Source organism: Kineococcus sp. DHX-1, assembly GCF_042473625.1.
Classification (GTDB): Bacteria; Actinomycetota; Actinomycetes; order Actinomycetales; family Kineococcaceae; genus Kineococcus.
In genome coordinates, this window is sequence record NZ_CP170445.1 from 4,288,011 (window position 1) to 4,301,079 (window position 13,069).

15 protein-coding genes are annotated in these 13,069 nt (G+C 75.7%); 5 read left to right on the forward strand and 10 right to left on the reverse strand.

The window, feature by feature from the left end; all coding sequences use genetic code 11:
- Positions 1-6 precede the first annotated feature (6 nt).
- Positions 7-639: a hypothetical protein gene (locus ACFEMC_RS20590; protein ID WP_380171372.1), complete on the reverse strand. Its 633-nt coding sequence runs from the start codon at positions 637-639 to the stop codon at positions 7-9.
- A 322-nt stretch (positions 640-961) separates the two neighbouring features.
- Between ACFEMC_RS20590 and ACFEMC_RS20595 the strand changes: the two genes are divergently transcribed.
- Positions 962-1,513, forward strand: coding sequence for a GNAT family N-acetyltransferase (locus ACFEMC_RS20595; protein WP_380171374.1), 552 nt, complete (start codon positions 962-964; stop codon positions 1,511-1,513).
- Here the strand turns inward: ACFEMC_RS20595 and ACFEMC_RS20600 are convergent.
- Positions 1,500-2,126, reverse strand: coding sequence for a helix-turn-helix domain-containing protein (locus ACFEMC_RS20600; RefSeq protein WP_380171376.1), 627 nt, complete (start codon positions 2,124-2,126; stop codon positions 1,500-1,502). The genes ACFEMC_RS20595 and ACFEMC_RS20600 overlap by 14 nt on opposite strands.
- Positions 2,127-2,195: 69 nt before the next feature.
- Between ACFEMC_RS20600 and ACFEMC_RS20605 the strand changes: the two genes are divergently transcribed.
- The 3 genes from ACFEMC_RS20605 (at position 2,196) to ACFEMC_RS20615 (ending at position 4,902) form a co-directional block, all read left to right on the forward strand.
- Positions 2,196-3,161, forward strand: coding sequence for an NAD(P)/FAD-dependent oxidoreductase (locus ACFEMC_RS20605; RefSeq protein ID WP_380171378.1), 966 nt, complete (start codon positions 2,196-2,198; stop codon positions 3,159-3,161).
- A gap of 82 nt (positions 3,162-3,243) precedes the next feature.
- The gene (locus tag ACFEMC_RS20610; protein ID WP_380171380.1) at positions 3,244-4,461 is read left to right on the forward strand and encodes a glycoside hydrolase family 15 protein; all 1,218 of its coding nucleotides are present in this window, start codon (positions 3,244-3,246) and stop codon (positions 4,459-4,461) included.
- A 237-nt stretch (positions 4,462-4,698) separates the two neighbouring features.
- Positions 4,699-4,902 carry a cold-shock protein gene (locus ACFEMC_RS20615; protein ID WP_367637021.1) on the forward strand — a complete coding sequence of 68 codons (204 nt, stop codon included), beginning with the start codon at positions 4,699-4,701 and terminating at the stop codon, positions 4,900-4,902.
- A 90-nt stretch (positions 4,903-4,992) separates the two neighbouring features.
- Here the strand turns inward: ACFEMC_RS20615 and ACFEMC_RS20620 are convergent, their stop codons facing one another.
- The 6 genes from ACFEMC_RS20620 to ACFEMC_RS20645 form a co-directional block, all read right to left on the reverse strand.
- A complete protein-coding gene (locus tag ACFEMC_RS20620) occupies positions 4,993-5,751 on the reverse strand; it encodes an ABC transporter permease (protein ID WP_380171383.1) in 759 nt (252 codons plus the stop codon).
- Positions 5,752-5,766: 15 nt separating this feature from the next.
- Positions 5,767-7,401, reverse strand: coding sequence for a transporter (locus tag ACFEMC_RS20625; protein WP_380171385.1), 1,635 nt, complete (start codon positions 7,399-7,401; stop codon positions 5,767-5,769).
- Entirely contained in the window at positions 7,398-8,156 is a 759-nt protein-coding gene (locus tag ACFEMC_RS20630; RefSeq protein WP_380171387.1) for an ABC transporter ATP-binding protein, read from the reverse strand. The genes ACFEMC_RS20625 and ACFEMC_RS20630 overlap by 4 nt, the downstream gene beginning before the upstream one ends.
- Positions 8,153-8,755: a GNAT family N-acetyltransferase gene (locus ACFEMC_RS20635; protein WP_380171389.1), complete on the reverse strand. Its 603-nt coding sequence runs from the start codon at positions 8,753-8,755 to the stop codon at positions 8,153-8,155. Before ACFEMC_RS20635 ends, ACFEMC_RS20630 begins: the two co-directional genes overlap by 4 nt.
- Positions 8,756-8,797: 42 nt before the next feature.
- A complete protein-coding gene (locus ACFEMC_RS20640; RefSeq protein ID WP_380171391.1) occupies positions 8,798-10,396 on the reverse strand; it encodes a CHAD domain-containing protein in 1,599 nt (532 codons plus the stop codon).
- 79 nt (positions 10,397-10,475) lie between these two features.
- Positions 10,476-11,144, reverse strand: a complete 669-nt coding sequence (locus tag ACFEMC_RS20645) for a class I SAM-dependent methyltransferase (protein ID WP_380171393.1) — start codon at positions 11,142-11,144, stop codon at positions 10,476-10,478.
- 119 nt (positions 11,145-11,263) lie between these two features.
- On the opposite strand from ACFEMC_RS20645, the gene ACFEMC_RS20650 reads away from it, so the two are divergent.
- A complete protein-coding gene (locus tag ACFEMC_RS20650) occupies positions 11,264-11,539 on the forward strand; it encodes a hypothetical protein (protein ID WP_380171395.1) in 276 nt (91 codons plus the stop codon).
- Here the strand turns inward: ACFEMC_RS20650 and ACFEMC_RS20655 are convergent.
- Together ACFEMC_RS20655 and ACFEMC_RS20660 are read right to left on the reverse strand one after the other, a co-directional pair.
- The gene (locus ACFEMC_RS20655) at positions 11,494-12,549 is read right to left on the reverse strand and encodes an amidoligase family protein (RefSeq protein WP_380176890.1); all 1,056 of its coding nucleotides are present in this window, start codon (positions 12,547-12,549) and stop codon (positions 11,494-11,496) included. The genes ACFEMC_RS20650 and ACFEMC_RS20655 overlap by 46 nt on opposite strands.
- Positions 12,468-13,043, reverse strand: a complete 576-nt coding sequence (locus ACFEMC_RS20660; protein WP_380171397.1) for a hypothetical protein — start codon at positions 13,041-13,043, stop codon at positions 12,468-12,470. The genes ACFEMC_RS20655 and ACFEMC_RS20660 overlap by 82 nt, the downstream gene beginning before the upstream one ends.
- Positions 13,044-13,069: the final 26 nt, after the last annotated feature.

Here is a 13,069-nt window from a genome sequence, read left to right on the forward strand (position 1 = left end):
GCGAGGTCACTGCGGTTCGCGCGCGACCCCGCCGTCCCCGCACGTCGTCCCCCGTGCGGCCTGCACCCGCGGGTCGTCGGCGGCCAACCCGGTGCCCACCGTCGTCCGGTCGCCGTTCTGCGCCACGGAGTGCTCGGCGCTCACGGTCACCTCGGTCCGGGTGACGGTGAACGTGCCCCCGGAACCCGCGACGGCGTTCTCCCCGAACAGGTGCAGACCGTCCGCCTCGGACTGGCACGTCAGGCCCGTCCCGTGGTCCGTGAACCCCAGGCTGAACGAGTACGGGTCGCCCGTGACGCCGCGGACGACGCCGAGGCTCGGACCCTCGACGCGGTAGACGTACAGCTCGACCGAGCGCCCCGTGTCCAGGAACACCACCGGGGCACCGGACGCGAGGACGGCGGCCGTCGCCGACGCGGCCTGCGGCGCGGCCGACGTGAAGGCGGTGAAGACCGTCCCGTGCGCCGTGGTCGTGACACCGAGGGTGCGGTGGCCCTCGTCGTCGTCGGCGAGCCAGACCGTGTCCGGTCGCCCGTCCCCGTCGAGGTCGACCGTCGTCGCGGTGCCGGCTCCGTCGGGAACCCCCGCGGTGGGTCCCGCGGACCGGGTGGCGGCAGCGCTCGACGGGGCTGAGCTCACCGGGGCAGAGCTCGACGGGGCGGAGCTCGCCGGCGCCGCGCTCGTCGTCTCCGGCCCTGCGCTGACGGACGCGGTGTCCGAACATCCCGTCACCACGACCACAGCGGCCAGGGACGCCAGAGCGAGTCCCCGCGTGCGCACAGTGCGCATGTCGTCCTCCCGTGTCCTCGAGCAACTGTTCCAGTGTGCTCCGGGGAGTGCGTCCGGGCACGCGGGGCGGTCCCCGGAACGGCGGAGGTCGTGCTTCCGGCCCTGACGAGCCGCCCGGAACGGCGGAAAGAGTGTTTTCCACGCGGGACCGCCGGGGTGGCAGGGTGGGGGGGTGAGCGAGGAGAACGTCCGCACCGAACGGCTCGTCCTGACCCGGCCGGTGCCGGCCGACCTCGACGACGTCTTCACCCTGTACTCCGACCCGGCGGTGTGGGAGCACTTCCCCAGCCGTCGGCACACCGACCCCGCGACGACGCGCGGGCTCCTGGACGCGATCGACGAGAGCTGGCAGCTCGTGGGATTGGGCAGCTGGGTGGCGCGCGACGGGGACGGGGTCCTCGTGGGGACGGGGGGTTGCGACCTGCGACTCGGCCTGGCGTGGAACCTCGGCTACCGGCTGGCCCGGGCGTCGTGGGGCCAGGGGTACGCGCAGGAACTCATCCGCGCTGCCGTCGCCGCGGCCCGGCGGGTGCGGTTCGACGTCCCCGTCACGGCCTACCTGCTGGAGCACAACGTCCGGTCCAAGGCCGCGGCCGAACGCGCCGGCCTGCACCTCGTGTGGCAGGGGCCCGATGCGGGGAACCCCGATCCGGCCGCCGTGCGCCTGCTCTACGCCGACCGGCCGTTGAGCGCGGTCGTCGTCCGGGAACTCACCGCGACCTGACGCGCGGGGCGCGGGGCCGCGCCCGCACGTGCATCCGTTCCCCCTGCCGGCCGAACAGCACGAGGCACTCCGTCGGGACCCTGCCGGGGTTGCTGACGCGGTGGGGCAGCCGGGTGTCGAACTCGGCCGCCTCCCCCGCCGTCACGACGAAGTCGTCGTCCCCGAGGCGCATGCGCAACCGTCCCGCCATGACGTAGATCCACTCGTACCCCTCGTGGACGTTCTGCTCGTCCGACTCCTCCCCCGCGCCGGGGTCCAGCACCTGCTTGTAGGCCCGCAACCCGCCGGGGGCGGCCGTCAGCGGCAGGTACGTCATCCCCCGGTGCACCGTCCGCCGCGCGGTCCGGGACACCGGACGCGCGGGGCGCACGAGTTCGTCGAGGCCCACCTCGAAGTGCTCGGACAGCGGCAGCAGGAGTTCCAGGGTCACCTTCCGGCCGCCCGACTCCAGCCGCGACAGGGTGCTCACGGAGATCCCCGTCGCCGCGCCGACCTCGGCGAGCGTGCGACCGGCGTCCGTCCGCAACCGCCGCAGCCGCGGCCCCACCGCGGCGACGACCGCCGAGACCTCGTCCTCCGCCACGTCCCCGAGTCTTCCGGTCACACCGGACATCCGACCCCGTCTTTGCCGGACCGGCAAGCGGGCTGGTCGTCGAGAACTCCGACGGGTGACCCTCCTGCCATGCTCCGAGACCCGAACCCCGACCTGCTCGACGTCCTCGTCGTCGGCGGTGGCGCCGCCGGCCTGTCCGCCGCCGTCGCCCTCGGCCGCGCCCGGCGGCGCGTGACCGTGCTCGACGCGCAGAACCCCCGGAACGCCCCCGCGCACGGCGTCCACAACTTCCTGACCCGCGACGGCATCGGCCCGTTCGAGTTGCAGCGCAGCGGTTCCGAGGAGGTCCGCCGCTACGGCGGGACGGTCGTGGCGGCCACCGCGACCGGTGCGACCCGGAACGCCGACGGCTCGTTCACCGTCGTCGGCTCCGCCGGGGAGTTCCACGCCCGCCGCCTCGTCGTCGCCACCGGACTCGTCGACGACCTGCCCGACGTCCCGGGCCTGCGCGAGCACTGGGGAGGTGACGTCGTCCACTGCCCCTACTGCCACGGGTACGAGGTCGCCGACCGCGCGATCGGGGTCCTCGCCACGTCGGCCCTGTCGGGCCACCAGGCCTGGTTGTTCCGCCAGTGGAGCGCCGACCTCGTGTACTTCTCGCACACCGCTCCCCCGCTGACGGCCGACCGCCGTGCGGAACTCCTGGCCCGCGGCACGCGGATCGTCGACGGCGAGGTCCGCGAGGTCCTGTCCGCCGACGGGCGGGTGCGGGGCGTCCGTCTGGCGGACGGCACCGTCGTCGACCGCGAGGTGCTCGTCGTCGCCGCCCCCGTGCGCGTCTCCTCCCCCGTGCTGGACGACCTCGGCATCGTGCGGGAACCCGTCGTGCTGGGGGACGTGGAGGTCGGGGACCGCTACCCCTCCGGTCCCGGCGGTGCGACGAGCGTGCCGGGCGTGCACCTGGCGGGCAACGTCACCGACCCGCAGGCGCAGGTCGTCACCGCCGCGGCCGCGGGGCTCATGGCCGGGGCCGCGGTGAACGCCGACCTGATCGCGGAGGAGACGGCGGCGGCCGTCGCGGCGTTCCGGGCCTGAGCGGGGCGGGAACGCGCAACTCCTCCACGGCCCGTTCGAGCGCGGGTTACGGTCGGAGGAGGACGACACGAGGAGGTGCGGGGTGCGACGACGGTGGCTGCTGGCGGCCGGGGGTGCCTCCGTGCTCGGGGTCGGGACGGCGGGCGCGACGCTGCTGCCGGACCGCACCGAAGCCGCCCCCCTGCCCCGGCTCCTGTCCGGACCCGACTGGTACGACGCCGATCCGCGCGCGGAGTCGGCCTGGCTGGCCACGGGCCGGGTCCCCGGCGCCGCCGGCCCGCACGGAGGCCTCGTGCGGCGGGCGCTGCTCGACCTGCGCGCGCTGACGGGCCCGGACGGGGCCGTCGCGGCCGGTCCGGCGCCGTCCTGGGCGTACGCCTGGCCGCGCGACTCGGCGTTCGCGGCCGCCGCGCTGGCCCGCACGGGGCACCTCGACGACGCCGACCGGATCCTGCGGTTCCTGGCCCGCGTCCAGCTGCCGGACGGGGGGTTCGAGGCCCGCTACCGGCTCGACGGGCGGGGCACCCCCGACGACCGCCGGCGTCAGGTCGACGGGGCCGGCTGGTCGCTGTGGGCGCTGCGCGCGGCGCTGGACGCCGACCCCGACGCCGCGTCGGCGCGCGACCGGGCGCAGGAGCACCGGGACCTGCTGGACCGGGCCGTGGAGTTCACCCTCGACCGGACGGCGGGCGGCACGCGGTTGCCCGACCCGTCCCCGGACTACTGGGAGCTGAGCGAACGGAGCCTGACCCTGGGCGCGGTCGCGCCGCTGGTCGCCGGTCTGCGCGCGGGGGCGGCGGTGCTGTCCCGGCTGCGGGACCGACGCCGGGCGCGGACGGTGTCGGGCGCGGCCGGGACCCTCGCCGGCCTGGTCCGCGAGCGCTTCGCGCCGGCGGGCTGGACCCGCTACGGCGGAGGGCGCGGTGACGGGGTGGACGCCGCCGTGACGTTCTGCCTCCCGCCGTTCGCAGCGCGCGCGGACCACGACGTCCTGCAGGCCCTCGACGCGTACCAGGTGCTCGCGCGCCAACCGGCCGGCGGACTGGCGCCGGGGGCCGGGTGGCGGCGGAAGGACGCCTTGTCCTGGACGCCGGAGACGGCGCTCGTCGCGCTGGCCGAGGCGGCGTGCGGGCGCACCGCGCAGGCGGACGCCTGGCTGACGTGGTTCGGAGCCCACCTCACCGACTGGGGGAGCCTGCCGGAGAAGGTGCTGCCGGACGGTGCCCCGGCCGGTCCGGCGCCCCTGGGGTGGACGGCGGCGTGCGTCGTGCTGGCCGTCGACACGCTCGGGCGCGGGTGAGGGGCACCACTGCTCCACAGGTGATCAAGGCGCGTGAAGGTCTTGCGCACGGTTGCACCTTGCGTGTTAGCTTCCCCACGGCTGCAGCTCACCGCAGCTCCTCGATCGTTCTGAACGCCCGCGGAGTGTGTTGCGGGCGTCGCGCCGGCCGGGTGACCGGTCCGGCGTGGCGTTCCACTCAGCCCGAGTCCCGCAGACGCGCGGGGCTTGACCGACTGGAAACGTGTTGGAGAAAGCATGGCTCAGGGCACCGTCAAGTGGTTCAACGCCGAGAAGGGCTACGGGTTCATCGAGCAGGACGGCGGCGGCCCCGACGTCTTCGTCCACTACTCGGCCATCGGTGGCAACGGCTACCGCTCGCTGGAGGAGAACCAGCGCGTGGAGTTCGAGGTGACCCAGGGCCAGAAGGGTCCGCAGGCCGAGTCGGTCGTCGCGCTCTGACCTGTTGACGGCAGTGCACGCGAAGGGCTCCCACCCCGTCCGGGGTGGGAGCCCTTCGCCGTCCCCGGACTGCGACACGAACTCCGCGGGCTAGTTCCGCCCACCGGGACGCCCCTGCAGGAACCCCCCGATCCCCCGCGTGACGACGACCACCGCGACGGTCTCGGCGGCCAGCAGCCCCACGAGCACCAGCAGCTGGACGCGCGCCGCCTCCCACGGACTCGCCCCGCCGAGCAGCAACCCGACGAACGCGCCGGGCAGCGTCACGAGCCCCACCGTCCGCGTCTGGTCCAGCGCCGGGGCGAGTGCGCGGGCCGCCGCGGTCCGGCCCAGCGGTGCGACCGCCTGGGCGGTCCGGGCACCGATCGCCAGCCACCCCTCGACCTCGTGCCAGCCCGCGTCGACGTCGTCGAGCATCCGGCGGCCGGCGAGCGTCGTGGCGGTCATCGACCCGCCGATCAGCTGCGCGGTGAACGGCACCACCTGCAGCACGTGCGGTGGCAGGGCCCCCACCGCGAAGACGACGCCGGCCGCGGTCCCGGCGCCCGCGCCGATCGCCAGGACGGTCACCGGCCACACCCGCCGCACGGTCACGGCCCCGGTGCGCAGCCGCCGCGCGGACGTCCAGCTCGCCACCCCGAGGGCCACGGCCAGGTAGAGCGGGGCGAGCGCGGGCGTGCGCAGCACCAGCCCGAGCACGAGTCCCACGACGACGATCTGCACCACCGCCCGGAGCACCGCGGTGACGACGTCCCGCCCCTGCCGGATCCCGCCGAGGGCGCCGACACCGACGGCGACGCCGGCCAGCAGCACCACCGCCAGCGCGACCGGCACCACCGAGCGGTCCACGTCAGCCCCGCTCGCTCACGAGGAGCTGACCCGCGCCAGCACCTCGGGGGCGCGGCGGTCCAGGACGGACCCGCCCTGGACGATCCCCACCCACGGCAGGACGATCCCCGTCACCAGCCCGACGGGCAGCGCGATCCAGCCCACCCAGGACGGTCCGACGAACGCGACGACGGCGGGCACGAGCGTCGGCAGCGCCAGCACGGTCGTCGCGCCCGACGTCCCGAACTGCACGCCGACGGTGGCGGCCGAGGCGCCCTTGGGGGTCTGGAACGGGTTGGCCCCCGGCGCCGGGGCCGGGTACGGCACGAGCGCGCTGGCCACGGACGACACCCCGAGCGAGGCTCCGAAGAGCGCCAGGCTCGCCCCCAGCACCGCCGGCACCAGCTCGCCGCGACCCGCGACGAGGCAGCCGGCCACGGAGGCCACGACCAGCAGCGGCAGTTGCCACAGCCCGGCCGCGAGCACGCGGCCCGCCCGGTCGTCGCGACCGCGCAGCCCGGTCGCGACGTGCAGCGCGAACGCCGAGTGGTCGTAGGCGACGTCGTTGTGCAGCGACCAGCCCATGACGAACGCGATCGCGGGGCCCGCGGCCACGGGCCACGCACCGACCGAGCCGCCCTGGGACAACGGCAGCACGACGAGGAGCAGCGGGATGACGACGAGCGAGGCGGCGCTGACGAGGTAGCGCGGGTCCCGGCGCCAGTAGCGCGCGCACCGCATGGCGACGGCCGTCGCGGGCGCCCACGCCGGGGTGTCCGGGAGCCGGTCCAGGAGCGGGTGGCGGCGCTCGTCGGCGGGGGCGGACGCCGCGGCCTGGCCGGCCGGACCGGTCCCGGCCGGGCCGAGGGCGACGGCCCAGACGAGGACGACGAGCGCGAGGACGACCAGCGCCAGCACCAGCCGCAGCGCGGCCAGGCCCCAGCGCCCGGCGGCCGCGTCGGCCGCGGCGGCCACCCCGTACCCCGGCGGGGTCCAGCCGGCGACCCCCGCGACGGAGCGGCCCAGCTCGGCCAGCCCGGTGCCCGCGCGGCCGACGACGACGTTGAACAGCGGCCCGAAGGACACCAGGAGCAGACCGCCGAGGACGACGAGGGCGTCCCGCGTGCGGCGGCGCCGCAGCAGCGCGGCCGCGGCCGTCGTCGTCATCCGTGAGGCGGCCACGGCGGTCAGCGCGGTGACCGCGAGCGCCGGGACCGCGAACGCCGTGGCGGCCGGGGTCCGCGAGAACGTGACGACCGCCCCGGCGGCGAGGAGCACGGTGACGGCGCCCGGGAGTCCGAGCAGACCGGAGACCAGCAGGCCCGGGACCAGCCGGCGGCGTTGCACCCCGAACGTCGCGAACCGCGAGGGGTCCAGGGTCTCGTCGACGCCGAACGCCACGAGCGGGACGAGGGCCCAGCCGAGGACGAGGAGCGCTCCCCCGCCGACGACGACCGGCCCGGCCACGTCGGTCGCGCTGAACCGCAGGGCGACGAGCCCGGCGCCGACGAGCGCGACGACCCCCGCGGCCCAGACGGCCCCGAGGACGAACGCCACGATCTGCCAGGGACTGCGCCGGAACCCGTTGCGCAGCAGCGTCAGCTTGAGGCGGACGAACGTCCCGACGCCGGGTTGGGCGGTCGGGAGGGCTCCCGTGGCCGGGCCGGTCACCGCAACCAGTCCAGCCCGGTGACGTCGCGGGTCCCGCCGACGAGGTCGACGAACCGCTGTTCCAGGGTTCCCGCCCCGCGGACGGTGGCGAGGTCGCCCGCGGCGAGCACCCGGCCGCCGGCGATGACGGCGACGTGGGTGCAGAGGCGTTCGACGAGGTCCATGACGTGGCTGGACAGGACGACCGTGCCACCGCCGCCGACGTACCCGGTGAGGATGCTGCGGATGGTCGCCCCGCTCACGGGGTCGACGGCCTCGAAGGGTTCGTCGAGGACGAGGACGCGGGGCGCGTGGACGAGGGCGCAGGCGAGCGCCACCTTCTTCGTCATGCCCGCGGAGTAGTCGACGACGAGCGTGTTCCCGGCCTCGGTGAGACCGAGGGCGTCGAGGAGTTCGCGGGACCGTTCCTCGACGACGGCGCGCGGCATGCCCCGCAGCAGGCCCGAGTAGCGCACGAGTTCCAGGCCGGACAGGCGGTCGAACAACCGGACCCCGTCGGGCAGGACCCCGAGGGCCCGCTTGGCCCCGACCGGGTCGGCCCAGACGTCGGCGCCGGTGACGAACGCGCGGCCGGCGTCGGGGCGCAGCAACCCGGTCGCCATGGACAGCGTGGTCGTCTTGCCCGCCCCGTTGGGTCCGACGACGCCGTAGAAGGAACCCGCGGGAACGTCGAGGTCGAGGTGGTCGACGGCGACCTTCTCGCCGAAGCGCTTGCACAGCCCGCGCAGGACCAGCGCCGGTGCCGCGGCGGTCACCGGACACCCCCGCGGGCCAGCCGGTACCGCAGGTCCGTGCGGACGGCGGGCCACTCGGCGGCGGTGATGGAGAACACGACGGTGTCGCGCAGGGAACCGTCGGGCAGCACCTGGTGGCTGCGCAGCACCCCGTCCTGGCGGGCGCCGAGCCGCGCGATCGCCGTGCGGGACTGGTGGTTGTGCCAGTGCGTGCGGAACTCGACCGCGATGCAGTGCAGGTCCTCGAACGCCCGGGTGAGCAGCAGGAGCTTGGTCTCGGCGTTGATCCCCGTCCGCTGGGCGCTCGGCGCGTAGAACGTCGAGCCGATCTCCAGCCGCGGCACGTCGGCCTGCACGTTCATGTAGGTGGTGGCGCCGCAGACGGCACCGGTGTCGAGCCGGCGCACGGCCCAGGGCGACATCACCCCCTCGCGCTGCAACCGCAACCGCCGCTCGACCTCGGCGTCGACCTGCTCCGGCGCGGGCACGCTCGTGTACCAGGTGCGGTGCAGGTCCCCCTCGGCGACGACGGCCCGCAGGCCCTCGGCGTGGGCGGCCGTGAGGGGCTCCAGGGCGACGCGCTCTCCGGACAGGGGCACGGGGTTCGCGATCTCGCTCACCCCGCGACCCTACCGACGCGCCGGCCCCGCCCTACCGGTCGATCACTTGAGGAACTTGCGCAGCTTCTTGCGGTTCGCGGCGTCCCACGCCTCCTCGACGTCGTGGAAGGCCACGGCGGAACGGACCTCCTCGAGCGCGTGCAGGCGGCCCAGGACGAAGGCGCCGGAACCGAACTCCTCGACGAGACCGGCGAGGAACTCGCGGGCCAGGACGGTGTCGGCGTGCTCGTCGAGCAGGTCGAGCAGTTCCTTGAGGACGTCGACGTACTCCTCGGCGGCCTCCCCGACCTTGGGGGCCACCACACCGGCCGCGTCCCGGGCGGCGGCGACCGCGTCCCGCAGGCGGACGAGGGCGTCGGCGTCGTCGGCGGTCACGTGGTCGACGTCGTGGTCGATCTCGAGGTCGGTGTCGAGGTCGACGTCCCGGTAGGCGTCGCGCGCGGCGCGGTGGGCGTCGGCGACGAGGGGCAGCAGCACCTTGCGGGCCTCGCGGCGGGCGGACTTGAGGGTCGGCGGGTCGGCGACGAACGCCTCGAGCGCGGCGACGAGGTCGCGGTAGCGCTGGGAGTCCAGGGCCTCGAGGACCGCGGCGTGCGCGGCGACGGCGCGGTCGGCCAGGACGGCCCGGACGCGGTCGGCGACGACGGCCGGGTCGCCCGTGCCGGAACCGGCCGTGTGCCCGGCGGCTTCCTCGTCGAGGTCCTCCAGCAGCTTCTCGGCGAGGACGTCGAGGTCGCGGACCGGCCTGGTCACACCGGTGATCCACGCGAGCTCGGTCCGCAGCTCCTCCGTGGCGCCCTCGGCGAACAGCGGGGCCGTCGTCGTCAGGACGCTGTGCAGGCGGCGGGCGGCGATGCGCAGGGAACGGACGGCGTCGGGGGCGTCGATGCGGGCCAGCGGGTCCTGCGACAGGAGCCAGCCGACGTCCTGCGCGAGGCGGGCCAGCACGACGGCACCGGCGCTGTCGTCGACCGACACGGCGTCGAAGCCGTCCTCGTCGTCGGGGCCGTCGAGGACCGCGCGCAGCTGCGCGGTGCGGTCGGACTCCTCCGCGCCGAGGGCCTCCCACGCGTCGGTGACGGCGTCGAGCAGGTCGCGGCGGCCGTCGACGACCTCGACCTGCCACTCCGCCCAGACCTGCGGGGAGGAGTCCTCCGGTGCCAGGGCGCGCGCCTGCACCTGCCGGGTCGTCAGCCGCGCGACGACGTCGCCCTCGGCGTCGAGCAGGTCGCGCTGCCGCGCGCTCGTCGACAGCTCCAGGACCGGGCCGAGCGAGCGCCCGCGGGCCGCGGCCCACGTGAGGCGCTGCAGCGCAGCGGGTGCGGTGCGGACGGCGCGGCCCAGCGCCTGGCGGACCTCGTGCGTGCGCGGCCCCCGGCCCGGTAGTTCCAGCACCCACCCGCGCGGGGCCGGGCTCGTCCGCTCGGCGGTCTGGCGGCGCACGGAGACACCGGCCGCCGCGAGCGCCAGGTCGCTGGTGTCCCAGTGCGTCTCCTCGCTGGTCACCTCGACCTCGGGGCGCACGTCGGCGACGCCGGGCAGCTCCCCGCCCCCGGGCGCCGACTCGAGCGCCGACTCCTGCGCCGACCCGGGGGTGGGCGCGAGGTAGGTGCGGGTGAGGGCCAGGCGAGGGGACGGCATGGGCAAAGACCTACCACGGAGGGGTGAACGGACCACCATCGCTGCAGGTCAGGGGCTCGTCAGGGCCGGGGTGCCGGAATCACCGCCGGTCCAGCCGCAGGACCCCGTCGCGCCAGACGCCTTCGGTGCCGTCCTCGAACGTCGTCGTGCGCTCGAGCAGCTCCTTGCGGGCGGCCGTCCAGTCCTGCGACGGCAGGGCGAGCGTGGCCAGGAGCTCGTCCGGGTCGGGCAGCGCGACGTCCGCGCCGGGGAAGTCCTCCCCCAGCGGACCGAGCTGCTCGGGGCGGCTGACGTGCCCGACCACGAGGAGGGAACCGCCGGGCGCGACGGCCTCGGCGGCGCGGCGCAGGACGGCGGCGCGGTCGAGGAAGGCGTAGGAGTGCAGGAAGGACGCCGTGACGAGGTCGAAGGTCCCGTCCGGGAAGGAGACGCCGAGGTCGTGCCGCTCGAACCGGGTGCGGTCGGCGACACCGGCCTCCGCAGCGTGGGCCCGGGCCCGGTCCAGGGCGGTGCCCGAGACGTCGACGCCCGTGACGTGCCACCCGCGGGAGGCGAGGAACAGGACGTCGCCACCCTCGCCGCAGCCGAGGTCGAGGGCGGTGCTGGTGGTGGTGTCGGGCGTGAGGTCCGCCGTGGCCTCCACGAGGGCGGCGTTGGGGCGCCCTGTCCAGACGTGACCGCCGTGGGCGGCGTACATCCCCTCCCACAGTTCCTCGGCGTCGCGGGCGGTGGGGTCGAAGCGGCTCATGCCCCGATCCTGCGCAGGGGTGGGGCGGGCGTCGAGCGCTGTTGCCGTTCCGGCAACGCCCGGGGGACGTGACGCAGCTCGCGTTGACGGTCGGCCGACCCCGCGTACACTAATGATTCATGCACGAACAATCGTCGACGCCGGACCCCCGGGACCCCCGGACCCCGGCCCGGTTGCGCCGGCCGACCTCGAAGAACAAGTGGGTCGACCTCTTCCTGGACGCCGTGTTCAGCTTCACCGGCCCCGCGCAGGTCTCGCACGAGGAGGGCCCCCAGCGCGGCCCGCGCACCGAGGCCGAGGCGCAGGCCGGGTACGCCCAGTGGGAGCGCGTCACGCGCAACGGTCACACCTACCTGGTGGAACGCCCGGCCGGGCACAGGGACCCCCAGAGCTGAGCCGCCTGCCGGACGATCGCCACCCCGTCGACCGACCCCGGCAGCAACCGCACCTCCAGCACGTCCGGCCCCGGCCGCAGGCCCAGCACGCGGGTCACGTCGACGTCGGCGTACTTCGTCACCGGCGTGCGCGCCGCCGCCGCGCGCAGGGACTCCCAGTCCGGCCAGTCGCGCCCCACGAGGTCGACGAGCTCGTCGGGCAGCGGACCCAGCCGGCGGCAGTGCGGGTTCGTCCTGAACCTCCGGTGCAGGTCGTCCCGCGCCGCGAAGAACTCCACGACCTGACGGAAGCGCGCGACGTCACGGAAACCCTCGGCGTCGAGGTTGACGTGGACGGCCGCCTCCCGCGGCACCGAGAAACCCAGGTCGCGCGCCGGTTCCAGCAGGTCCTCGAGGTGCTCGGCGTGGCGATCGGTGAAGGGCGGCGTCACGAGTTCGCACGGCCGTTCGCGTCCCCCCGGCAGGGGTGCGGCGAGTGCGATCGTGGCGCCCGCGGTGTCGTCGAGACGGTGCACGCCGGCGACCTCGACGACCTGCGCGCCGAACACCGCCGCGACGGGGGCGAGCACCGACCCGATCCCCTCCGCCGGGTCGGCGTACCGCTGCACGAGGCGCAGCAGCCGCGGGTCGTCGCTCAGCACGCGGAACCACCCCGGCCGCGCCGGCGCGGCCCCGTCGAGGTCGGCGACGATCGTCGTGTCGTCCACGAGGGAGCAGCGGTGGGTTCCGGTGCCGTCGACGACGTCGAACGCGGGCGTCAGGTGCCAGAACGCCCTGACGCCGGGGGTCGCCGAGGACTCGGTGTCCACGTGGAACCGGCGCACGACGCGTCCGCCGCAGCGCCGCGCCAGCTCGACGGCGAGGTCGAGCCGGCTCGCCCCCCGCGGGGCGAGCAGCTCGACCTCGAACCCGGTGCGGGGCAGCTCGTTCAGGGCGCCACCGGGAGGGTCTCCCCGGCCAGGATCCGCTGCCCCGCGGTGACCTTGGCCTCGAAGGGGTCGACGTTCCAGACCGCCGCCAGCGCGAGCGCGTCGTCGTAGTCGTGACCGGCCGCGAAGAACGCGTCCACCGCGGCGGCGGAACCGTCGTCCGCCACGGGGGCCGGTTCGGCGACGGGGCTGGACCCCGGGGCGAGCGGCAGGGTCTGGCCCGCCGCCAGCTTCCTCCCGGCCTCGGCCTTGGCCTCGAACGGGTCGAGGTTCCACTGCGCGCCGAGGACGACGGCGTCGTCGTAGGTGTGACCCGCGGCGAAGTACGTCTGCCGGGCGGCGTCGTCGGCCGGCACCGGGGCGGCAACTGGTTCGGCAACGGGTTCGGCAACGGGTTCCGCGACGGGTTCCGGGGAGGCTTCCGCCGAGACCGGTGCCGGCTTGTCCGTCGAGGAGTCGCGGGCCTGGGCGTAGGCGCTGCCACCGGCCAGGGCCAGCCCGCTCGCGACGACGGTGGCGGTGACGACGCGGGCGGCGCGGCGCTGGGCGGCGGTGCGGTGCGGAGTTTCGCTCATGCCCCTCCAGACGACGCAGCGCCGCC

What these genes read in the sequence shown, in the direction of transcription:
- ACFEMC_RS20605 (WP_380171378.1), top strand. Translation starts at nt 2,196, where the DNA reads ATGCTCCGAGACCCGAACCCCGACCTGCTCGACGTCCTCGTCGTCGGC.
- ACFEMC_RS20650 (WP_380171395.1), top strand. Translation starts at nt 11,264, where the DNA reads ATGCACGAACAATCGTCGACGCCGGACCCCCGGGACCCCCGGACCCCG.
- ACFEMC_RS20600 (WP_380171376.1), bottom strand. Translation starts at nt 2,126, where the DNA reads ATGTCCGGTGTGACCGGAAGACTCGGGGACGTGGCGGAGGACGAGGTC.
- ACFEMC_RS20615 (WP_367637021.1), top strand. Translation starts at nt 4,699, where the DNA reads ATGGCTCAGGGCACCGTCAAGTGGTTCAACGCCGAGAAGGGCTACGGG.
- ACFEMC_RS20640 (WP_380171391.1), bottom strand. Translation starts at nt 10,396, where the DNA reads ATGCCGTCCCCTCGCCTGGCCCTCACCCGCACCTACCTCGCGCCCACC.
- ACFEMC_RS20645 (WP_380171393.1), bottom strand. Translation starts at nt 11,144, where the DNA reads ATGAGCCGCTTCGACCCCACCGCCCGCGACGCCGAGGAACTGTGGGAG.
- ACFEMC_RS20660 (WP_380171397.1), bottom strand. Translation starts at nt 13,043, where the DNA reads ATGAGCGAAACTCCGCACCGCACCGCCGCCCAGCGCCGCGCCGCCCGC.